We start from the raw sequence: 19,788 nt of genomic DNA on the forward strand, positions 1-19,788 counted from the left end.
ATGCCCAAACGCTACCTCCGTATAAGGTACACAGCGTGCGACCGCTTCCTTTGCTGCACGCAACGACTGTCTCGACGCGTGTGCGACCGTCTGACCAAGATTAAGCGTGAAGCTCTCCCATTCTTCTTCGGCAACCAAATAATTCAGCATCCCTACATCATATGCTTCCTGCCCTGCAAAAGCTCGTCCCGTAAAAATCAAATCCTTTGTACGGCTCGGGCCAATCACATGTACAAGGCGTTGCGAAAAACGCTGACTGATCGTAATGCCTAACTTGCCAATTGGAATCCCCATCAGCGCATTCGGCGTCCCAACCCGGATGTCACATGCCAGGGCCAGTTCCAGTCCCGCTCCCATCGCAGGGCCATTAATCGCTGCAATCGTCGGAATCCGGATGTACTCAAACGCCGTGATAGCTTCTTCCATTGTTACAAATGCATCATTCGCCTCTTCCAGCGACATCTGATGAAAGGCCTTAATATCAGATCCTACCGTGAACTGCGAACCTTCGCCGCGCAAAATAACGGTCTTAATTTTCGGGTTTTTTTCAATGCTGCGCGCAATGTCGGCCAACGCTTTCCACATCTCCGGTGTCATCGCGTTTTTTACTTCCGGGCGCTTAATCGTTACAATAGCCAACCCACCTGTTTCCTGCCAGACAAGCTTCGCCCCATTATCAAATCTCGTGATGTCCACTTTCATTGCTTTATCCTCCGCTGCCGTTTATCCTTCTACTACTACGTCTATTTTCCCTGTATCTGGATGAATAACTAATCCATGCACCGCAATATTAGGTGGGAACAACGGATGCTTCTTAACATTTCGCACCGTCTCCTTCACACTTTCTTCTACACAACTGAATCCCGTAAGCCACGCATCCAGTCCAATCCCGGCGTCTTGAAGAGTATCAATCTTTTCCTGTTTAACTCCATACTCACGTGCTTTTTCCAGTATAGAATCTGGTTTCAAACCCGTCATCCCGCAGTCGTGATGTCCGACAACAAACACTTCCCTAGCCTTCAATTCGTATATCGCTACTAGAATGCTACGCATAATACTTCCAAATGGATGTGTTACCATTGCTCCCGCGTTTTTGATAATCTTCGCATCTCCATTATGCAGATTCATCGCACGTGGCAAAAGTTCAAATAGACGAGCGTCCATACAAGTAAGAATCACGATTCCTTTATCGGGAAACTTGGTCGTGCGGAACTCTTCATATTTCCCACTGGCCACAAACTTTTGATTATAATCCATGATTTCTCTTAATGCAGACATGATTTCCCTCCTACTGATTCCATTCCTGAAAAATTTTTATTTTCTTTTTATTTTATCCTACTGTTTGAAATTCCACCACTGCACATCGGCACACTGTGTGCAAAAAGAGATAGGGAAGGGATCCAGAAAAACCAAAACAAATCATATGTTGGAATTTTCTATTCATATCAAAAACCTGCTACAATAAAAGATACGGAAAGGAGTCGCTGACATGACTACTATTTACTGCCTCACCCCTGCCTCCTACTGGGCCACATTCGCAGGCAAGAGTGAATATGTGCCGCGTGACTATAAAGAGGAAGGTTTTATCCACGCTACCAAAGGAGACAATCTGCTCTATAAAGTAGCCAACCGGGTTTATCATAATTTTGATGAAGAACTGCTGCTTCTTGTTATCGATGAAGCACTCGTTACATCCGAAATCAAATATGAGCAAGCAAAAGACAAAAATTTATATCCACATATTTATGGGCCACTAAACGTGGATGCGATTGTAGAAGTAAAAACAATGCATCACACTAAGGAAGGCTGGACATTGAACTTCTCTTCCCGCATATAAAAAGACAGAACCCTTTGCCCGGCAATGACCCGGCAAAGGGTTCCGTCTTTTTCGTTTAAACGCTTGTTTAAACCGTATGTCGGACAGGAAGCAAGATATCTACGGTCGTGCCACGACCTATCTGGCTGGAAAAGAGAAGCTCTCCACCATGTTCCTTTATAAACTTAAAGCAAATCATCAAGCCGAGGCCCGTTCCTTTTTCTTTTAATGTATAAAACGGCTCTCCTAATCGGGCGATTCGTTCAGCCGGTATGCCACAGCCGCTGTCTGTAATGCTGATCTTCACTCGTTCTCCTGCCATACGGACCTTTATGGTCACACACCCTCCATCCGGCATAGCTTCCATCGCATTTTTAATAATATTAATAAACACCTGTTTAAGTTGATTTTCTTCACATGTAATCATAGGGGTATTCGTATATTCTGTCTTAATCTCAATATTATTGAGCAAAGCCTGTGCCCCTAAAAGTACGGTGACACCGGTTAAAAGCTGCTGCACGTCACACTCTCGAAATCTCCGAACTTGAGGCTTAGCCAATGCCAAAAATTCATTCGTAATCATCTCAATCCGCTCTAACTCAGAAAACATCAGTTCGAAATAATGAGTGTGCTCCGTATCTTTCCCCAAAAGCTGAATGAATCCCTTCAGCGTTGTCAACGGATTACGAATTTCATGAGCAATTCCCGCAGCCAACTCACCAATAATAGACAGCTTCTCTGATTTTTGCAGCAGTTCTTCCGTTCGTTTTCGCTCGCTTACATCCCGGCATATAATCAACAAGGATTCGACTTCTCCCTGCTCATCGAGCACTGGCTGTATGCGTGTATCCAGGTACACCCAGACCCCGGTTTTATGATGGATACGAAATTCAACTTCTCCCTGCTGCTTTGCTTCTACGCAGTGAATAAATGTATCTTGCAACAACGGTAGATCATCTGGATGAATTAGCTTTCGGCGCTTTTCCCCTCTGATTTCCTCTATTTCTTCCTGGCTGTATCCAATCATTACTTGATGAGAGGGCGAAGCATATTCGATTCGACCATCCGGCTTACTCACAACAATTAAATCTGTTGTATTCTCGGCAATGTATCGATATTTTGCTTCACTCAGACGCAGTGCTTCCTCCTGTTTTTTCCGATTCGTAATATCCAAAGACACGATCGAAAAGCTAGAAATCTGCTTTTCTTCGTCCCAGATGGGCGAGATCGTGATAGCTACATATCGATGATGTCCATTTTTACACTGTGCAACTGTCTCCAATCCAATAACCGATTCCCCACCTGATACCCGATCGAATACCTCCTTCATCATCATTTCTTTCTCTGGTAGAATTACCGGAAGCGGGCCCCCTCGAATTTCCTTCTCCGTCCAGCCGTACAACGTTTCAAACGCACGGTTTACCTGCCGAACATTCCGATTCTGATCGAGAATCATAATCGCATCTGCACTGTACAGAAGAAAAGCTTCCATCTGATCCTTGGCATTCTGAAGCAAGGTAAGTAAGTCATTCGAGCGTCGCAAATATTCAGCCGCATACAAGACAAGAATGCCACCACTCAGAAAAATCAAAATAAAGTTGATCCAGATGCGAAAAAACAGCTCTGTATCTTTCATAATAAACAGAAAGATCACGCCATTTTGTATCGCCATGTAGACTAGCATAAGGAGACCAGCCACCCAGCGAACAGACAGGCGTCGCCCAATAAACAGACAGACCACCGAGATCAGCAACACACTCCCCATTCCAATAAGTGCCATTAAATCCATATCTGTCATCATCAGACGAAACAATCCTACCAGCAAGCCAGCCACAATGGGCGCCTGCCATCCTGTACCATACAAAGTTGCCAGCATAATAGGAAGTTGACGCATATCTATAAAAATATGAGGGCCAGCTGTAATCGTAAACTGCATCATCACGATCCCCATTATTCCGTATACAATTCCCTCTTTATACGCAAATTTAGCACTTTTCTTTGCATTTAAATTACTGAAAATATAATTAGCAATAAACAACAGACTAATAAACACAGCGATATGAATAAATAGTTCACGCAACATCTGCTTTACGCTCAACCTTCTTTAAAATCATAACATTTTTACGATACCATACCGCAAGCTCCACATCACCCAAAATATCTCCCAGTATACGCACAAAAAAATCACCTGCTTCCATATAAATCGGATGCAGGTGATTTTTTCATTATATTAAAACGCATCGATAACTGTTACTTCAGAAACCAGGAAACGGCTGGATGCATGGGCCGCTTTTGCCGCCTTACCAACTGTAATCACCATAACCGGAAGATAACGATCCGGCACATTGAACGCCTTCTTGCATTGTTGTTTATCAAATCCGCCAATCGGGCATGTATCATATCCCTTCGCCTTTGCAACAAGCATAAGCTGCATAGCCGCCAGAGAAGCATTCAAAATCGCTTCATCTCGTGCAATTGTCGGAGAAGATGCATAGGCACCTTTGATCTGGCTGACAAGTGTGTTCTTTACTTCTTCATTCATGAAGCCACTTTCAACTGCTTCGCCGTATACACGCTCTGCATTTTTGTCAGCTTCTAGATCACCTAGTACAACTACCGTAAACGAACTATCAACAACCTGCTGCTGATTGTATGCGATTGGAAGCATTTTTTGCTTAGCTTCCTCTGACTTGATGATAAGAAACTTCCAATGCTGTAGGTTCCAAGAAGACGGAGCCTGAGAAGTTACCGCCAGCATTTCTTCGATTTCCGCATCAGAAATCACATGTCCTTTTTCGTACGCACGTACGGAATGGCGATCGTTCATCACTTGTAATACAGGGTTATGTGTTGCTTCCATGGATATCTTCTCCTTTGTATGTACAAATATTAATGAAAAAAGAAGCACATCATGTGCTTTTCTCAAGCTTATGACAGGCGCATGCTACCTCAACAGCCAAACGATTCGCTTCGTCCCGCCCTAACACCTCTATATACCGCGCATAAAGACTACGTAGACATTCCTGTATGCGCTCATGCAATGCTTCGCCTTCTTCAGTCAGCGATAGCTCTACATATTTTCCCTCATTCCTTCGCACAGCATACCCCTGCGTAATCAATTTATCCAGAAAACGTGTGCTCGTTGAGGGTGAAATATGAAGTTGTTCACATAACTCTTTCTGCGTCAGGCCAGGCCTCTGTTTCAACGCGAGAATGACGTACGCATATGTGGGCGCAATCCCAAGTGGCGCAAATGCTTCTTCCGCCAGCTTATTCATCGCACGATGCAGACGCCCTGCGACAAAAAACAGACAGGAATCATAAATGGTTCCGGGCATATAGCATCCCTACTTCTCTTTTCATTTGTATGTACAAATAATAGTATATAAACAGATTGGTAGCAAGCCCTTTTCGTATGTCATAACAGACAAAAGCACCCAATCACCTATTTACAGGCTCTCGGATGCTTCTGGTGCTGTTGGACTCCTAGCTGTCAAATCAACAGATTGAAGAGGGACGGGTTATGATTGATCTCCATATAGGAAAAGCTTTTCTGCTCCAGCCGTTCGATAAGCGACGTGTAATCTTCCGGCTTTTTCAGCTCGATGCCGACAAGAGCCGGGCCATTATCCTTGTTCGTTTTCTTCGTATATTCAAATCGCGTAATATCATCGGTCGGTCCAAGCACTTCATCCAGGAATTCACGCAGCGCACCGGCCCGCTGTGGAAAGTTAATAATGAAGTAATGCTTCAATCCTTCATAAATCAAAGAGCGCTCTTTGATCTCCTGCATCCGGTCAATGTCATTATTGCCGCCACTAATAATACATACAACAGTCTTGCCTGCAATCTGTTCTTTACAGAACTCAAGGGCTGCGATCGACAGGGCACCCGCTGGCTCTGCTACAATGGCATTCTGATTATACAGCTCCAAAATCGTCGTACATACTTTCCCTTCCGGTACGATTACGATGTCGTCAAGAAGCTCCCGGCAGATCTCATACGTCAGTTGTCCAACCTGCTGAACGGCTGCTCCGTCTACAAATTTGTCAATCTGTCCGAGTGTTACGACTTTATTTTCCGCAAACGACTGCTGCATCGATGGTGCACCCGCTGGCTCAACTCCAACTACTTTCGTCTGTGGACTGATGCTTTTCACATATGTTCCGACACCCGCAACCAGTCCACCTCCGCCAATGCCCGCAAACACATAATCAACCGGCTCAGGTATTTCGTTCATAATCTCCATCCCGACTGTTCCCTGGCCCGCAATGACCTTCGAATCATCAAATGGATGGATAAATGTCATGCCCTGTTCTTCACAGTACGCCATCGCTTCTGCAAATGACGCATCGAATGTATCGCCAACTAGAATCACTTCGACGTACTCTCCACCGAACAGCTTCACCTGCGTTACTTTTTGACGCGGTGTCGTAGTCGGCATAAAAATCTTGCCTGGAATCTGTAGCGCCTTGCAGGAAAACGCCACTCCCTGCGCATGATTACCAGCACTCGCACACACAATCCCGTGTGCGAGTTCCTCATCTGTCAGGCTGCGAATTTTATTGTATGCGCCCCGGATTTTGAACGACCGGACCGTTTGTAAATCTTCACGCTTGAGATACACATTGCAGTTGTACTTTTCTGACAGGACTGCATTGTACTGCAGCGGTGTTTTGTGTACAACATCTCGCAAAACATGATGGGCAACGATAATCTCTTCCACGCTTACCTTCTGTGCTGTTTCGTTCATCATACTTCCTGCCTCCTTCGTTTCATCTATATCAAATAAAAAAACTCCCAGCCTGAAACAATGCTCAGGCGGGAGTTCGCGGTACCACTCAGCTTCTCTGTTTTCCTCGCAGAAAACAGACTCATATAAGTCTCTATCAAGACCTTGCCCAGTAACGTGGGCGTATCCGTTGCTTCTTATTCCGACGGTTATACCGGCGTTTCAGTAGCAAAGCTCAAAGGTGATGTTCAAAGAAAGATGATGTCCGTCCTCTCAGCCTTGGGACAGCTCTCTGCGCATCAGCGCTTTCTTCTACTTTTCCTTATCTGTGCTTTTTCTATTTTTCTAAACTTTCATTCACTTGTGACATCGATTATAGTGCGTCCCTACAACGGTGTCAATACTCCTCGATCAATTGACAAGATGCGGTCACTTAATTTAGCTGCTTCCGCTGTATCATGTGTTACGAGCAAAATCGGGATTTTCCACATCCGGTGGAGCTCTAACAGTTCATCCTGACAGCGCAATCGCGTCGCTTCATCGAGCGCAGACAGCGGTTCATCGAGCAGCAGCACATCCGGCTTCGTCGCCAGCGCCCGGGCGAGTGCAACTCGCTGCTTCTCCCCGCCGGAAATCTCATGCGGATACGCCGTAAGTAGGTGTTGAATGCCGAGCACATCCAGGATTGCCTGCACATCGGACATGTCGTTCGATTGCATGCCATAGCCTATGTTTTCTTTCACAGACATATGTGGAAAAAGTGCATAGTCCTGAAACAAATACCCAACCTTCCGCTTCCGTGTCGGCATCGGTTTCTGTCCCGTCGCAAAAAATACCATATCATGCAGTTGAATTCTTCCCGAGTCTGGATGGACAAGACCCGCAACGCTATTGAGCACCGTTGTCTTCCCGGAGCCAGACGGACCGAACAGCACAACAATCTCATCACGCACGACAAACTGCACATCTAACGTAAAATGCGTCAACTTCTTCTGTATGTGTACTTCTAGCATATACGTTGTCTCCTTACTTGGCTCGACTCACATAACGACGCATCGTCTTGCGGCTCCAGTAGTTGATCCACATAAGGGCGCTAAAGCCAAGCGCCGCAATCACAATCACCCAGACCCATGCCGTCTTCATATCCCCGGCTTCTACTGCAAAATAAATCGCCAGCGGTAGTGTATCAGTCTTACCTGGAATGTAGCCTGCGATCATCAACGTCGCACCGAACTCACCGAGACCACGGGCAAATGAGAGAACCGAACCAGCCAAAATACCCGGCCATGCCAGCGGAAACGTAATCGTGCGAAACACCCGCCATTCTGATGCTCCCATCGTACGCGCCGCCTGCTCCAGCCGATCATCCACCGTTTGAAAAGCCGCTGAAGCAGATTGATACATAAGGGGGAAAGAAACGACAATAGATGCCAGCACCGCACCGATCCAGTTAAATACAACCTGGATGCCAAACCAATCCGCAAGCCACGCACCAATCCATCCATTCTTGCCAAACAAGACGAGCAGGCCAAACCCGACCACAGTTGGCGGTAGCACCATCGGCAGTAAAAACAGCGACTCCACGATGCTTTTGCCTGGAAACTGGCGGCGTGCCAGCAAGCGGGCAAGCACAGTTCCTGTGAGAAATACGATAATGGTAGAAATGCCCGCTACTTTTATGGATAAAAGTAGCGGGCCTATGTTTATTTCATTCATTTTTTTATCCCTGTTTTACTTATTAGAATCCATATGTTTTTAGCGTAGCTTTTCCTTCTGGACCCGTCAAGTATGCGAGAAATTCCTTCGCTTGCTCAGCATGGGACGAGCCTGCCAGCACAGCAGCCGGATATACGATTGGTTTATGCCACTTCGGGTTCGCCGTTGCGACAACTTTTACTTTTTTCGATACACGTGCATCCGTCGCATATACAATCCCCGCTTCCGCACTACCAGACTCTACATACGACAGCACCTGGCGAACGTCACTGCCAAATACCAGCTTATTTTTTACCTTAGCTGATAACCCGAGGGCATTAAACACTTCCTGTGAATAGCGCCCAGCTGGCACACTCTGTGGTTCTCCTACCGCAAGATGAGTAAGCGGGGCTGTGCCAAGCTTCTCAAACGAATCAATCGCTCCTGTACTTCCTTCTGGTACAATTAAGACAAGCTCGTTGCGGGCAAAGTCTGTGCGCGTCTGAGCCGCAAGCAATTTCTTATCATTTAGCTTATCCATATCTTTTTTACTGGCAGATAAAAAGACATCGACCGGTGCGCCCTGTTCGATCTGTTGGGCTAGCTTACCCGACCCACCAAAGCTGTATGTCAATGTAATATCAGGATGCCCCTGCTCGAATTTCGGTTTTAACTCCGTAAGTGCATCTTTGAGACTGGCAGCCGCAGAAATCATGATTTCCGTCTTTTTCACCGGCTCTGCTTTTTGTTGCGGAGAACAGGCTGTTACCATAATAATGAGAGCCACCACCATTATGAGAGAAATAATCTTTTTGTGCATTCTTCTACCCCTTTTACTTTTTATATCTAAACATAACTAATTATAACTAAATATAACTAATTATAAATAATAAATTTTAATCAGGAGGGTATTATGAGTGATATTTCGTATACCACAGAAGAAATTGCCTCTCTCTTAAAAGTATCCAAACTTACCGTATATGATTTGATCAAAAAAGGGGACCTTATCGCGTACCGGGTCGGACGGCAGATGCGGGTAGATGCTGCTGATCTCGAAGCGTACAAGCAGCGAGCACGGGGCGGGGTTTCGCCCATCCGATTGGACCAACCACCATCACAGTCTAGTGTTAGCACTGCGGATCGCGATATTGTCATTAGCGGGCAGGATATGGCACTCGATATTTTGACACGCCACCTGGAAGGACATGATGGAATCCGTCCACTTCGCTCTTATATCGGAAGCTTAAACGGCCTGATGGCGATGTACCGGGGAGAAGCTCATATCGTGAGCACTCATCTGTGGGATGGTGACACAGGCGAATACAACATTCCATATGTGCGTAAAATTCTGGTCAGCCACCACTATACAATTGTCAATCTTGTATCCCGTCAGGCGGGCCTGTATGTACAAAAAGGGAATCCAAAAAAACTAACGGGGTGGAGTGATCTGGGGCGCGACGACATCTCGATTGTCAATCGCGAGAAAGGTTCAGGAGCACGTGTTCTTCTTGATGAGCAGCTGCGTCTGCATCGCATTGCGTCATCTGATGTACACGGCTATCAAAATGAGGAATCAAGCCATCTTGGAGTCGCTGGGGCAGTCGCCAGTGGATGCGCGGATACGGGAGTGGGCATTGAAAAAGTAGCGTATGTGGTCGGCGTGGACTTCATCCCTCTCATTCAAGAGCGGTATGATCTGGTGATACTCAAAACACCGGACAATACGATGCTGCTAGACAATCTGCTTCGGACACTACAAAGTTCCGCTTTCCAGAGCGAAATCAAAGCAATTGGAGGATACGATCTAACTCATACCGGTAAAATATTGTATGAAAACCGATAAAAAGAGACCGTTCCATTCTTCCAGCCAAATAAGGTCGTAACATGCTACACCGTTACGACCTAACATTTTCTATTCTTCTTTAGCTAATTTCACTGTACTTCCCTGGGTAATCTTCACGAGTTTTTGCGGAGAAATCGGTAAAAGCGATTCTGGAATGCCCGCTGCTGTATAAACCACATCAAAACGATGTAATAATTCATCAATATAAATCGGGATCTCTTTTTGTAAGGCGAACGGACAAACAGCACCCGGCTTAAAACCCGTCACCTCTTCTACTTCTTCAGCAGAGGCCATTTTTTGCTTCTTGCCACCAATAAGGGCTTTTACCTTCTTGGAGTCGATTCGAATATCACCTGACGCTACAAATAAACCATACGCATCGTCATTCGTTCGAAATAAAATGGACTTAGCGATTTGTCCAATCTCTACTCCTAAAACGCGGGCAGCCTCTTCCGATGTATGCATTTTCTCCTCATATACAATAGGCTCAATAGTAGCACCGTGCTTTTTAAGAAATTCTCGTACCCGCTCAATAGCCATATAATAATACCTCCTCTATTTATTTCGACATATTCATTTTACCTAAGAGAGAGCAGATATGGAAGCAAGAGGAAACTAAGACAAAGTAACAGCTACCATTCCCTAGCTTCCTCCTTCTCCATCTGCCTGACACCACCATACTTTTCGCCAAACAGATCTACATCTGTTATTTATGCTGGAGATGTTGATACAGAAAGCGCTTGAGCAAAATCAGCCTGCAAGTCTGCCGCTTCTTCCAGCCCAACCGAAAGACGGACAAGTCTGCCTGTAATCCCGATTGCACGACGCACTTCTTCTGGAATACTCGCATGCGACATACGAATCGGATGCGTCAAAATGCTCTCCACTGCTCCTAGACTGACCGCAAGCGCCGGAATTTTCGTTCGTTCCAGGAAAGATTCTGCTTCTTCCTCTGTATGGAATTCAAACGAAACAATCCCACCGAAGCCAGATGCCTGCCGTGCCGCCAACTCATGATCTGGATGATCGGCAAGCCCCGGATAATACACCCGTTCAATTTGCGGCTGTTCCGAAAGCCAGCGGGCCAATTCAAGCGCTGTCGCCTGATGCTGGTCAAGCCGGATTTTTAACGTCTTCAATCCGCGAAGTAAGAGCCACGAATCCTGCGGACCAAGAATCGCACCGAACGAATTCTGCACAAAATATATCTCTTCTGCCAGATCTTCTTCCGCTACAACCACAAGACCTCCCACCACATCACTGTGCCCCCCGATGTATTTGGTCGCACTGTGAACAACAATGTCCGCGCCGAGCGCAAGCGGCTTCTGCAAATACGGGGTCATAAATGTGTTATCTACTACCGTTAGAATCCCATACTGCCTGGCAATTGCCGATACAGCGGCAATATCCGTAATTTTCATCAGCGGATTAGATGGTGTTTCGATAAAAATCATTCGCGTCTCCAGCGTGATCGAAGCCGTCACTGCCTCCAGGTCCGTCATATCAACAAACTGCGGCTCAATGCCAAAGCGTGGAAACAAACGAGTCAGCACCCGATACGTACCGCCATAAATGTCACGGGAGATCAGCACCTTATCTCCCTGATTCAGCAAACAAAATACAGAGGAGATTGCCGCCATCCCGGATGCGAATGCGAACCCTGCACACCCGCCTTCCAGCTGTGCAATCGTATTTTCCAGTGCTTTGCGAGTCGGGTTTCCGGATCGGGAGTAATCAAACAGCCCATCCCCTGCCAGTGCCCGTTGATCAAATGTCGAAACTTGATACACCGGAACATTAACCGCACCATATGGCTCCGTAATCCCCGTCTGCGCATGGATGAGCCGTGTGCCAAACGACGAATTTCCATCATAAGTGTCAACAGTATGAATAGGCATGAAGGGCCTCCTTTATATCCGCGAGAATATCGTCTACATTTTCAATGCCGACCGACAGGCGAAGCAGACGATCTGAGATGCCAAGCTGCTTCCGTATTTCTTCGGGAATGTCTGCATGTGTCTGACGTGCTGGAAATGTAATCAGACTCTCTACACCACCGAGGCTTTCTGCGAATGTGACAAGCTTCAGATTTTCCAGCAAGTACGGAACAAGTTTCTCCTCTTTCACTGTAAACGACAGCATGCCGCCCGCACCGGATGCCTGCTTCCGGTTCACTTCATACCCCTCATGATTCGCAAGCCCCGGATAATACACCGCCTCGATCTGTGGCTGTTTACAGAGCCACTCGGCAATCACCTGTGCATTATACTGTTGCCGCTCCACGCGCAGCGCCAGTGTTTTCAACCCACGCAGCAAAAGCCATGAATCCTGCGGGCCAAGAATGGCTCCTGTCGCATTCTGAATGAATCTAATTCGCTCACCTAACTCCTCATCTTTCGTCACGACCAGACCAGCAATCACATCATTATGTCCGCCGAGATATTTAGAAGCACTGTGAATGACGATATCTGCGCCAAGCTCTAGTGGCCGCTGCAAATACGGAGTCATAAATGTATTGTCGACAATCGTTAACAGTCCGTGCGCCTGCGCCAGACCGACCACACCCGGAATGTCGCTTATTTTCATCAACGGATTCGTTGGAGTTTCAATAAATATACCTTTTGTTTCCGACTGAATAGCCGTCTCGATCGCTTTCAGATCGCTCGTATCAACGAAGCTTGCCTGCACACCATACACGTTCAGCACTTCCCGAAGTACCCGATAGGTACCGCCGTACAAGTCTTCTGTTACGATCAGATGGTCACCTGGTGCAAACAGATGCAGCACCGCTGTTACCGCTGCCATACCGGAAGCAAATGCCGCCGCAGTCGATCCGCGTTCCAGACAGGCTGCCACTTCTTCTAGCGCCGTTCTGGTCGGGTTCGCCGTACGCGAATAATCATATCCCGTACTCTCCCCAAGTTTCGGATGTGCAAATGTCGCCACTTGATAAATCGGTGTACTCACCGCCCCTGTCTGCGGGTCTTTACCCACGCCTGCACGTACTAATTTCGTCTCGATATGCATGTTTCTACTCTCCTCCATAATAAAGTCCACAAAAAAACACCCTTCACAGATGGAAGGGTGTTGTATGCAGCGGTCCGCTCGTCTGCTACCTCTCATCTGTTAGAACACGTATGTCCTACAGGAATTAGCACCGTTCACACAATTGTCTATACAGACCATTCATGTGATGGTTGCCGGGCATCATCGGGCCAGTCCCTCTGCCTCTCTGGATAAGAGAATCCAAATATTTTCAATTATCAGCAATCATAAATCAAAAATGTCCATTTGTAAACTGTAAATTCCTTCATAACAAAGAATATGCAGAACGCATTTTCATGGGTAACATTAACAAAATAGATTTTCAATATCAGGAGAGATTAATATGTGTACAGCACACTACAAATTTATGAGGTGACATTCATGAAAAAGGTAATCGCATTTACACTAGCAGCATGTGTTGCCGGTTTTACACTTCCAGCCTTCGCCGCTACTCATCACGATGATACAACGCACAAAGCAAAACATCACCATAAAAAGACGCATGCTAAGCATCATGGGAAAATGCATATTAAGCAAATGCCTAAGACAGGCTATGGTGGCGCAAGCGAATAAACAAAAAAGGGGGCCTTCCCCCTTTTTTGTACTGTTCAATATTAATCAGAGGAGAAAATAACATGAGAATCCTAATCTGTCTTCTCTTGGCCACGTTTTTTTTCTTTCCTTGTTCAACGGTTGACGCCCATACCTCAAAGGCATTTATACCCGTTCGTATAGAAATACCTCAGATTAAACTTAAAGCTGCTGTAGAACCCGTCCCCGTACTCGCAAATGGACAAATGGGGGTACCAACTTCCTTTGAAAAGGTAGGCGTTCTCATGCCCTGGACAAATCCAGGTGAACCAGGCAATGCTGTGATCGCTGGACATTTCGACCACTATACAGGACCAGCTGTATTTTATCACCTAAGAAAATTAAAACGTGGTGATAAAATATTTTTATACAACAGGAAAAATGACAAGCTTGTTTTTATTGTCAAAGATGTAGAATCATTTATGACTAAAAAAGCACCTTTAAAAAGAATATTCGGGCCTTCATCAACTGCTCAATTAAATTTAATTACTTGTAGTGGTAAATTTAATAAAAAAACACACGAGCATGCCCAACGTCTTGTTGTATTTGCTGAAATTTCTCCGTAACTTTTTCATTCCTTTTACATCCGGTACAAGTAAGCGTCAGAACCTGGCCATGGGCCGGGATTTTTTTATGGAATATTTTCCACAAACAAAATCAACTCCAATTCATTTATGCATTAATCATTACCCAAAAATGAATCGAACTTTCGACAAAAGTCCCTATTTTTCTATTATTTTTAACATTTATTTTTTGGCACACACCTTGCATGTTATACATAACACAGACACAGTTTTGTAAAAAATATAAAACAGTAGGAGGATGAATATGGAGAAAACACAACAAGCTCAACTTCAAAAGCAGCTTAAGACAAGACACATTACCATGATCTCCATCGGGGGCATTATTGGTGCCGGCCTTTTCGTTGGTAGTGGCGCTGTTCTCAACTCAACAGGTCCCGGTGCAGTTCTTTCTTATGCTATTGCCGGTTTACTTGTAGTACTACTTATGCGCATGCTTGGAGAGATGGCCCTGGTAAACCCGGATAGCGGTTCATTCGCAACATACGCACGCTTAGCAATTGGCCCATGGGCTGGTTATACAATCGGATGGCTGTACTGGTTTTTCTGGGTTATTACAATCGCAATTGAAGCGACCGCTGGTGGTGCAATCGTACATGGCTGGTTCCCTGCTATACCGATCTGGACCTGGAGTCTTATTCTCACATTATTGCTAACGCTTACAAACATTTTTTCTGTTAAATCGTTTGGTGAATTCGAATACTGGTTCTCCATGATTAAAGTTGTAGCTATCATCGCATTCATGGGCATTGGCCTTACCATTATTTTCGGTCTGTTCCCAGGCATTCACTCTCCTGGTATGTCCAACTTCACAGGACGCGGCGGCTTCATGCCACTTGGAATTAGTTCGATCTTTGTTGGGATCGTGACGGTTGTCTTCTCATACTTCGGAGCTGAAATCGCTGCCATCGCGGCAGGCGAGTCCGAAAACCCTGAAAAAGCCGTTATCGTTGCAATTAAAAGCGTTGTCTGGCGCGTTCTATTATTCTATATCGGCTCTGTTGCTATCCTTGCGTTCTTGCTTCCGTGGAACTCAACTGAATTGCTGAAAAGCCCATATGTAACGATGCTCGATATGGTAGGAATTAAGGCGGGCGCTCAAATCATGAACGTCGTCGTTCTCACATCTGTACTGTCCTGCCTGAACTCAGCACTGTATTCGAACTCACGTATGCTGTACGCTCTGGCGAAACGTGGAGATGCTCCACGCGCACTTCTTAAACTGAACAAGCATGGTGTTCCAATTCTTGCTGTATTTGCTAGCACAATCGCTGCCTACATCTGTGCGATCTTCAGTTTTGTATCACCAGGCAAGCTGTTCCTGTTCCTCGTAAACGCATCGGGTGCAATTGCACTGCTTGTATACCTGGCAATCGCAATCTCCCAGCTTCGTCTGCGTCGCCAGACAGAACGTGAGAATCCTGAACTGCTAAAAATGAAAATGTGGATGTTCCCGTACTTGACTTATGTGGTGATTGCTGCCGTTGTCGGCATCCTCATTTCTATGGCCTTTATCGAATCGGTACGTTCGCAGTTGTACCTGACCTTACTTCTTGCAGCATTCGTAGTCCTTTCTTACTTTATCACTGGTAAGAAACATTCGGCCCCGGAACCAACCCTGATCGATGGTGTAGACCCGGCGCAAGATAAATAGCACTCTCAATCCAGAGGACAAGCTCCTCTGGATTTTTTGTTGCCTTATTATCATCACAAATTCACGGTTAATTCATATCCATTTTTATTCATTTATAGTAAAATATATAAGGAAGATATATAAGGTGTGAGGGAGGGGATTCGTTACAATGATTCGCAAAAAACTGTCCTATTCACTAAAAAATGAGGTACTAGCCGAGAATGTGTACGCAAATAACGATACGTTATTGCTAGAAAAAGGAAAAAGACTCACCACCTCGGATATCATTCGACTCATAAACATAGACATTGATAGCATTTACGTTGAAGAAGAGCAAAAAAACATTGCCATTGAGGTCGTCAGTCAAGTCCGTACGCTTTGGAGCCAGGAAGATAAAGATTTTACAGAAATGTACGTTCAAAACCTCGATCAAACTAAAAATTTGTTTACACAAATAGCAGAAAACAAAGACATCTCCTTACAATCCTATTTAAATGGATATTCGAACATGCTAGAATCGGTGCTTGAGCATACCTCGATGCTACACACTCTCCATAAAATAAAAGGTCACGATGATTACACCTATCGACATAGTTTGAACGTAAGCCTGTTGTGTGGTGTGATTGGAAAATTACTCAATCTGTCACTCGAAGAAATTTGGATACTTGGCCAATGTGGATTGCTACATGATGTCGGTAAGATCAAAATCCCTGTGAATATTTTACAAAAAAAAGCGCGTTTGACAAATGAAGAGTTCAAACAAATGAAGCAGCATAGCTTATTGGGCTATAAAATTTTATGCAATATCGAAGGAATCGAACGGCACCTTCGCGAGGCTGCTCATTATCATCACGAACGACTCGATGGATCTGGATATCCCGAAGGACGGAGAGGCGATGAAATTCCTTTCTATGCTCAAATCGTTGCTGTGGCTGATACATACGATGCGCTCTGTTCTGATCGATACTACAATCGGCGGATTTCTCCGTACCAAGCCGTTCAAGAATTATTAGAATCTTCGTTCAAAAATCAACTAAACGCAAATATTGTCGTTCCATTTGTACAATTTATGCTCTCTGGTTATGCAGGGTATTCGGTTGTGTTAACGGATAAAACGTGTGGCAAGATTGTATTTATTCCTCCAGATGAACCGGATCGTCCTCTGATTCAAACTGATACGGGATACGTAGATTTGCGTCAACGAAGGAATCTGGAGATTGCGGAAATCATGTAACTCTCACTACATGCTTATTATAATTTGTAAAAATATTACATTCATATTATCAGCTACATCCAGATTTGTCCAGAAACAAGAAGAGGGTATCCCAATGTTACTTTTGGAATGCTCTCTTCTTATTTCTTATTACCATCCACGCCCGGCACCTCCACCCCCGGATGAGCCTCCTCGTCCACCCGCGCTTCCACCACCTCCGCCCCCACGTCCACGAAACATTGACAACAAGCCATACGTAATCGCACCGCCAAAATATTTGAAATCAAGAAACAAGAGCACAGCCACACCAATCCCAATGACAAGCTTTATTCCCCAAGGCAAACTACTCCACCACGATAGCTCCTGTACTGGTCTCTGCTCACTCGGTTCATTCGGCATTGGCTTTGCACCATCGACGCCATACCCTGCTGCGATTTCATTTGTCAGCACCTTATAGGTGGTAAGAATCGCTATATCCATCTGATTGTTTTTCAAATACGGAATGGCATACGTATCAAGAATGCGTCCGACTTTTCCATCTGGAAGCGTTCCTTCCAATCCATATCCAACTTCTACTCGAATTTTCCGGTCCTGTGTGGCGAGAAACAGTAGCACCCCGTTATTTTTCTTTGGATCTCCTAGGCCAAACTTACGAAAGGCCGCTGTTGCGTATTCTTCAGGTGTAGCTCCATGCGTTGTCGGCACAGTCAGAACCGCAAGCTGAGTACTTCCTGTCTTCTGTTCCAGGTCTCTACCCAAGTTAACCAGTTGTGCCCGCTGCTCCGGTGTCAGCACCCCTGCCGTATCCTGCACATACACATCTCCACGTACAGCTGGGATATCAGCCGGATTGACCTGCGCCTGCACATATCCGTCAATCCTTGTAAATAAGGTCAATCCGCATACAATAAGCAGAAATGCTAGCTGCCGAATCATTTTGTTTCACCAAAGTTAACCTGTGGTACCTGTTTCGCGCGCTCCTCTGCTTTAAAGTAGTCTTTCGCTTTAAATCCACCCATCGAGGCAATGATACTCCCGGGGAACCGCTTAATTTCTTTATTAAATGTCTCCACCTGCTTGTTGTAATCCATGCGTGCCGTTGCGATGCGATTCTCTGTACCCGCTAGTTCATCCATCAGCTGCGTGAATTGTTTATCCGCCTTCAGTTCTGGATAGTTCTCCGAAATAACCAGCAAGCGACTTAGTGCACCACTTAATTCTGCATCTGCATTTGCCTGATCTGTTTTCGTCTGCGCCCCTGCTAATTTGGCACGGGCATTGGCGATTTGGGTAAGCACTTCTTTCTCATGAATGCTATAGCCCTTAACTGTATTCACGAGATTCGGGATCAGATCGGCCCGGCGCTGTAGCTGGTTGTCGATCTGAGCTGCGCTCTGATTGACACTCTCTTCTGCATTGACGAAGCTGTTATATTTGCCAGCAAAGATCATGCCCAAGACGAGAATGATCCCAACAATTACCGCGATAAAGCCCCAGCTTGTTTTTTTCATGTTCAAATCTCACTCCTGCTTTTTTTCTTCTTTACCCGTTCCTTTCTAAGTTTTATTCTTTCCTACTCATGTCTATAACATGATTGATCTAAAAAATGACGGTTATGCGACACAAGAACAATGGCGCCAGGAAATCGCTGAAAATATTTCGCAAGCTCCTCTACACTTTTTCCTTCCGCTAGTAGAATAAAGATGTTATATCTGTTTTCGACTGAACATTACACCTACCTTTCCAATCCTCTGAATAGGAACACTAATACATATAAGTAAGAATGCTATAAAATCAACAATAGTTAATCTTTCCCCTACCATTAAAATAATAAAAAGAACAGTAACACAGGGCGTAAAATAGGTGAAACTTGCAACAAGCGAAGCAGACGAATATTTTAATGCTCTGATATAAATAAGAAATCCAAGAATAATGTTACTTATGCTTAACCATAAAAAACCCGAAAAATCGGCTATTGTTGGTACTTTAAATTGGGAAAAAGTAAACAAACTACAAATGGATAAAATAGAAGCTACGAATGTAATGAAAATATTACTTATTACGATGTCTTTACTATTCTTCTTCGCAAGGTTCGTAAAAAGCCCCCAACATACCGCTGCGAATATAGCCATCAAATCGCCTTCTACATTTGTAAAGCTAATGTTTGTGAACTTCCCCTTCGTGATCAATAAAACGGTACCAGCAAAGCCTAGACCTATTGATATTACCTTATAAACGTCAAGCCTTTCTCTATTGATAGGAATAGCAAACAGAACAATAAAAATAGGAAATAGATAATTTAACATGGATGCTTCAATAGCCGGTAAGCGTTCAAGTGCCTTGATATATAAAAAATCATAAAGAAAAGCGAATACTCCACACAATATCAGTAAAACAAAGTCTTTACTTGTCCACGTTAGCAGTTCTCTCGGCTTAACTTTGACTATAAGTATTACAGCATAAACTAAAACTGCAATTCCATACATGTAAAACAAAACTTGATAACTGTCGAGATTTTTTAATAATAATTTACTTGTTGCTGCTAAAGACCCCCACATTAACAATAAAATAGGCATTAAGATAAATGGATTTTTTGTAGCATCAACTTTTTGATTTTTCATTTATACACCCATTTCTGA

The 19,788-nt window shown here is 44.8% G+C and carries 22 protein-coding genes and 1 riboswitch (1 of these 23 only partly in view); of the genes, 6 read left to right on the top strand and 16 right to left on the bottom strand.

Annotated features, from left to right (window positions below):
- Positions 1–702, bottom strand: the 5' portion of a protein-coding gene (locus CB4_RS00375) for an enoyl-CoA hydratase/isomerase family protein (RefSeq protein WP_096463092.1). Its footprint begins 90 nt before the window's first position; 702 of the gene's 792 nt are visible here — the first part of the coding sequence; it begins with the start codon at positions 700–702; its stop codon lies off the left edge, out of view.
- Positions 703–723: 21 nt separating this feature from the next.
- Positions 724–1,278, bottom strand: a complete 555-nt coding sequence (locus CB4_RS00380) for a beta-class carbonic anhydrase (protein ID WP_096463093.1) — start codon at positions 1,276–1,278, stop codon at positions 724–726.
- Between the two features lie 211 nt (positions 1,279–1,489).
- Here CB4_RS00380 and CB4_RS00385 point away from each other — a divergent pair, with 211 nt between their 5' ends.
- Positions 1,490–1,837, top strand: a complete 348-nt coding sequence (locus tag CB4_RS00385) for a DUF952 domain-containing protein (protein ID WP_096463094.1) — start codon at positions 1,490–1,492, stop codon at positions 1,835–1,837.
- A 67-nt stretch (positions 1,838–1,904) separates the two neighbouring features.
- On the opposite strand, the gene CB4_RS00390 is transcribed toward CB4_RS00385, so the two are convergent.
- The 8 genes from CB4_RS00390 to modA form a co-directional block, all read right to left on the bottom strand.
- Positions 1,905–3,914: a PAS domain S-box protein gene (locus CB4_RS00390; protein WP_146226647.1), complete on the bottom strand. Its 2,010-nt coding sequence runs from the start codon at positions 3,912–3,914 to the stop codon at positions 1,905–1,907.
- On the bottom strand, positions 3,889–4,014 hold the full coding sequence (locus CB4_RS21805) for a hypothetical protein (RefSeq protein ID WP_269459514.1): 126 nt from the start codon (positions 4,012–4,014) through the stop codon (positions 3,889–3,891). Before CB4_RS21805 ends, CB4_RS00390 begins: the two co-directional genes overlap by 26 nt.
- 32 nt (positions 4,015–4,046) lie before the next feature.
- A complete protein-coding gene (locus CB4_RS00395) occupies positions 4,047–4,676 on the bottom strand; it encodes a nitroreductase family protein (RefSeq protein ID WP_096463096.1) in 630 nt (209 codons plus the stop codon).
- 49 nt (positions 4,677–4,725) lie between these two features.
- Positions 4,726–5,154, bottom strand: coding sequence for a MarR family winged helix-turn-helix transcriptional regulator (locus tag CB4_RS00400; RefSeq protein ID WP_096463097.1), 429 nt, complete (start codon positions 5,152–5,154; stop codon positions 4,726–4,728).
- A gap of 155 nt (positions 5,155–5,309) precedes the next feature.
- Entirely contained in the window at positions 5,310–6,569 is a 1,260-nt protein-coding gene (gene ilvA / locus CB4_RS00405) for a threonine ammonia-lyase IlvA (protein ID WP_096467568.1), read from the bottom strand.
- A gap of 365 nt (positions 6,570–6,934) precedes the next feature.
- On the bottom strand, positions 6,935–7,561 hold the full coding sequence (locus CB4_RS00410; RefSeq protein ID WP_096463098.1) for an ATP-binding cassette domain-containing protein: 627 nt from the start codon (positions 7,559–7,561) through the stop codon (positions 6,935–6,937).
- Positions 7,562–7,574: 13 nt separating this feature from the next.
- Positions 7,575–8,264, bottom strand: coding sequence for a molybdate ABC transporter permease subunit (gene modB / locus CB4_RS00415; protein ID WP_096463099.1), 690 nt, complete (start codon positions 8,262–8,264; stop codon positions 7,575–7,577).
- Between the two features lie 22 nt (positions 8,265–8,286).
- Positions 8,287–9,063 carry a molybdate ABC transporter substrate-binding protein gene (gene modA, locus CB4_RS00420; RefSeq protein ID WP_096463100.1) on the bottom strand — a complete coding sequence of 259 codons (777 nt, stop codon included), beginning with the start codon at positions 9,061–9,063 and terminating at the stop codon, positions 8,287–8,289.
- 90 nt (positions 9,064–9,153) lie between these two features.
- Here modA and CB4_RS00425 point away from each other — a divergent pair, with 90 nt between their 5' ends.
- The gene (locus CB4_RS00425) at positions 9,154–10,086 is read left to right on the top strand and encodes a helix-turn-helix transcriptional regulator (protein ID WP_096463101.1); all 933 of its coding nucleotides are present in this window, start codon (positions 9,154–9,156) and stop codon (positions 10,084–10,086) included.
- A 69-nt stretch (positions 10,087–10,155) separates the two neighbouring features.
- On the opposite strand, the gene CB4_RS00430 is transcribed toward CB4_RS00425, so the two are convergent.
- The 3 genes from CB4_RS00430 to CB4_RS00440 form a co-directional block, all read right to left on the bottom strand.
- Positions 10,156–10,626, bottom strand: a complete 471-nt coding sequence (locus CB4_RS00430) for a YbaK/EbsC family protein (RefSeq protein WP_096463102.1) — start codon at positions 10,624–10,626, stop codon at positions 10,156–10,158.
- Between the two features lie 170 nt (positions 10,627–10,796).
- Positions 10,797–11,984 carry a trans-sulfuration enzyme family protein gene (locus tag CB4_RS00435; RefSeq protein WP_096463103.1) on the bottom strand — a complete coding sequence of 396 codons (1,188 nt, stop codon included), beginning with the start codon at positions 11,982–11,984 and terminating at the stop codon, positions 10,797–10,799.
- On the bottom strand, positions 11,965–13,113 hold the full coding sequence (locus CB4_RS00440) for a trans-sulfuration enzyme family protein (protein WP_096463104.1): 1,149 nt from the start codon (positions 13,111–13,113) through the stop codon (positions 11,965–11,967). The genes CB4_RS00435 and CB4_RS00440 overlap by 20 nt, the downstream gene beginning before the upstream one ends.
- 89 nt (positions 13,114–13,202) lie before the next feature.
- A riboswitch (SAM riboswitch) is annotated at positions 13,203–13,329 on the bottom strand.
- A 147-nt stretch (positions 13,330–13,476) separates the two neighbouring features.
- On the opposite strand from CB4_RS00440, the gene CB4_RS00445 reads away from it, so the two are divergent.
- From CB4_RS00445 to CB4_RS00460, 4 genes are all read left to right on the top strand, one after another.
- Positions 13,477–13,704, top strand: a complete 228-nt coding sequence (locus CB4_RS00445) for a hypothetical protein (protein WP_231956104.1) — start codon at positions 13,477–13,479, stop codon at positions 13,702–13,704.
- A 62-nt stretch (positions 13,705–13,766) separates the two neighbouring features.
- Complete coding sequence (locus CB4_RS00450) at positions 13,767–14,288, top strand: class F sortase (protein ID WP_096463105.1); 522 nt, start codon at positions 13,767–13,769, stop codon at positions 14,286–14,288.
- Between the two features lie 262 nt (positions 14,289–14,550).
- On the top strand, positions 14,551–15,957 hold the full coding sequence (locus CB4_RS00455; protein ID WP_096463106.1) for an amino acid permease: 1,407 nt from the start codon (positions 14,551–14,553) through the stop codon (positions 15,955–15,957).
- A gap of 148 nt (positions 15,958–16,105) precedes the next feature.
- Complete coding sequence (locus CB4_RS00460; RefSeq protein WP_096463107.1) at positions 16,106–17,170, top strand: HD-GYP domain-containing protein; 1,065 nt, start codon at positions 16,106–16,108, stop codon at positions 17,168–17,170.
- Positions 17,171–17,299: 129 nt separating this feature from the next.
- On the opposite strand, the gene CB4_RS00465 is transcribed toward CB4_RS00460, so the two are convergent.
- The 3 genes from CB4_RS00465 to CB4_RS00475 form a co-directional block, all read right to left on the bottom strand.
- On the bottom strand, positions 17,300–18,085 hold the full coding sequence (locus CB4_RS00465; protein WP_096463108.1) for a TPM domain-containing protein: 786 nt from the start codon (positions 18,083–18,085) through the stop codon (positions 17,300–17,302).
- On the bottom strand, positions 18,082–18,660 hold the full coding sequence (locus CB4_RS00470) for a LemA family protein (protein WP_096463109.1): 579 nt from the start codon (positions 18,658–18,660) through the stop codon (positions 18,082–18,084). Before CB4_RS00470 ends, CB4_RS00465 begins: the two co-directional genes overlap by 4 nt.
- Before the next feature lie 195 nt (positions 18,661–18,855).
- Positions 18,856–19,770 (bottom strand): DMT family transporter, encoded by a 915-nt coding sequence (locus tag CB4_RS00475; protein ID WP_096463110.1) that lies wholly within the window; start codon positions 19,768–19,770, stop codon positions 18,856–18,858.
- Positions 19,771–19,788 lie beyond the last annotated feature (18 nt).

It is taken from the genome of Aneurinibacillus soli, assembly GCF_002355375.1.
Lineage (GTDB): Bacteria > Bacillota > Bacilli > Aneurinibacillales > Aneurinibacillaceae > Aneurinibacillus > Aneurinibacillus soli.

What these genes read in the sequence shown, in the direction of transcription:
- ilvA (WP_096467568.1), bottom strand. Translation starts at nt 6,569, where the DNA reads ATGAACGAAACAGCACAGAAGGTAAGCGTGGAAGAGATTATCGTTGCC.
- modB (WP_096463099.1), bottom strand. Translation starts at nt 8,264, where the DNA reads ATGAATGAAATAAACATAGGCCCGCTACTTTTATCCATAAAAGTAGCG.
- CB4_RS00385 (WP_096463094.1), top strand. Translation starts at nt 1,490, where the DNA reads ATGACTACTATTTACTGCCTCACCCCTGCCTCCTACTGGGCCACATTC.
- CB4_RS00455 (WP_096463106.1), top strand. Translation starts at nt 14,551, where the DNA reads ATGGAGAAAACACAACAAGCTCAACTTCAAAAGCAGCTTAAGACAAGA.
- CB4_RS00470 (WP_096463109.1), bottom strand. Translation starts at nt 18,660, where the DNA reads ATGAAAAAAACAAGCTGGGGCTTTATCGCGGTAATTGTTGGGATCATT.
- CB4_RS00450 (WP_096463105.1), top strand. Translation starts at nt 13,767, where the DNA reads ATGAGAATCCTAATCTGTCTTCTCTTGGCCACGTTTTTTTTCTTTCCT.
- CB4_RS00380 (WP_096463093.1), bottom strand. Translation starts at nt 1,278, where the DNA reads ATGTCTGCATTAAGAGAAATCATGGATTATAATCAAAAGTTTGTGGCC.
- CB4_RS00440 (WP_096463104.1), bottom strand. Translation starts at nt 13,113, where the DNA reads ATGCATATCGAGACGAAATTAGTACGTGCAGGCGTGGGTAAAGACCCG.
- CB4_RS00395 (WP_096463096.1), bottom strand. Translation starts at nt 4,676, where the DNA reads ATGGAAGCAACACATAACCCTGTATTACAAGTGATGAACGATCGCCAT.
- CB4_RS00410 (WP_096463098.1), bottom strand. Translation starts at nt 7,561, where the DNA reads ATGCTAGAAGTACACATACAGAAGAAGTTGACGCATTTTACGTTAGAT.
- CB4_RS00460 (WP_096463107.1), top strand. Translation starts at nt 16,106, where the DNA reads ATGATTCGCAAAAAACTGTCCTATTCACTAAAAAATGAGGTACTAGCC.
- modA (WP_096463100.1), bottom strand. Translation starts at nt 9,063, where the DNA reads ATGCACAAAAAGATTATTTCTCTCATAATGGTGGTGGCTCTCATTATT.
- CB4_RS00465 (WP_096463108.1), bottom strand. Translation starts at nt 18,085, where the DNA reads ATGATTCGGCAGCTAGCATTTCTGCTTATTGTATGCGGATTGACCTTA.
- CB4_RS00435 (WP_096463103.1), bottom strand. Translation starts at nt 11,984, where the DNA reads ATGCCTATTCATACTGTTGACACTTATGATGGAAATTCGTCGTTTGGC.
- CB4_RS00400 (WP_096463097.1), bottom strand. Translation starts at nt 5,154, where the DNA reads ATGCCCGGAACCATTTATGATTCCTGTCTGTTTTTTGTCGCAGGGCGT.
- CB4_RS00430 (WP_096463102.1), bottom strand. Translation starts at nt 10,626, where the DNA reads ATGGCTATTGAGCGGGTACGAGAATTTCTTAAAAAGCACGGTGCTACT.
- CB4_RS00475 (WP_096463110.1), bottom strand. Translation starts at nt 19,770, where the DNA reads ATGAAAAATCAAAAAGTTGATGCTACAAAAAATCCATTTATCTTAATG.
- CB4_RS21805 (WP_269459514.1), bottom strand. Translation starts at nt 4,014, where the DNA reads ATGGAAGCAGGTGATTTTTTTGTGCGTATACTGGGAGATATTTTGGGT.